This is a genomic window from Bacillus sp. Xin1, assembly GCF_013314535.1.
Classification (GTDB): Bacteria; Bacillota; Bacilli; order Bacillales; family Bacillaceae_G; genus Bacillus_A.
Window position 1 is genome coordinate 1 of sequence record NZ_JABUAE010000158.1, and the last position, 744, is coordinate 744.

Annotated in this window: 1 protein-coding gene; it reads left to right on the top strand. The window is 35.2% G+C overall.

Features of this window, described 5'->3' with window-relative positions:
* Window positions 1–63: 63 nt before the first annotated feature.
* On the top strand, window positions 64–744 hold a 681-nt coding region (locus tag HRG09_RS28250; RefSeq protein ID WP_174104092.1), incomplete at its 3' end, for a recombinase family protein.

A 744-nucleotide genomic window follows, 5' to 3' on the forward strand; every position in this document is an offset into this window, starting at 1 on the left:
GATTTGGAATTGCATCATAATCTACCATTGAACAGTCTATACAGGTTTCTATGCCTCTATCAAATGATTTTTGCACCAGAACCGGATAAAATTCGGCCTGGGGATACGTTAGTTGTTGAAAGTTTCTCTAGGTTAGGACCAAGTACAAAGGATTTAATTGAACTGGTGGAGTATTTTGAGAGTAAAGGCGTTAAACTCATTAGCATTAAAGAACAGTTTGATACAAACACACCTCAAGGAAAACTAATGTTAACTGTATTTCAAGCATTTAGTCAGTTTGAAAGAGATTTAATTGTTCAACGTACTCAAGAGGGACTTGAAAGTGCAAGAGCAAGGGGGAGAGTCGGTGGACGCCCTCGTGTTAAAGATAGCTTCATTCAAAGGGCATTAACGTTATATGATTCTAAAGAATATAGCATACAAGAAATTGTAAACATGACAGGTATTAGTCAAGCTACGCTTTACCGATACATACGAAAAAATAAACAAACTGAAAAAGATGAACAGACTAAGGAACAAACAGCCATCATCCGTATGTTGTTACGTATAGAAAATAATAATAAATTTGTACGAGGAAAGGGGAAAGTTCGAAAAAATATTGAATCCTTTCTCATATCACAATACAATATGGAACAACGTTCGGGAGAGTACATATTCTATGTTCTTTACAGCACAATTCCAGACTTAGAGCAAAGAGTAGATAGCATAATTCATGAAATTCATTTTGAAGCGGATTTACAAAAC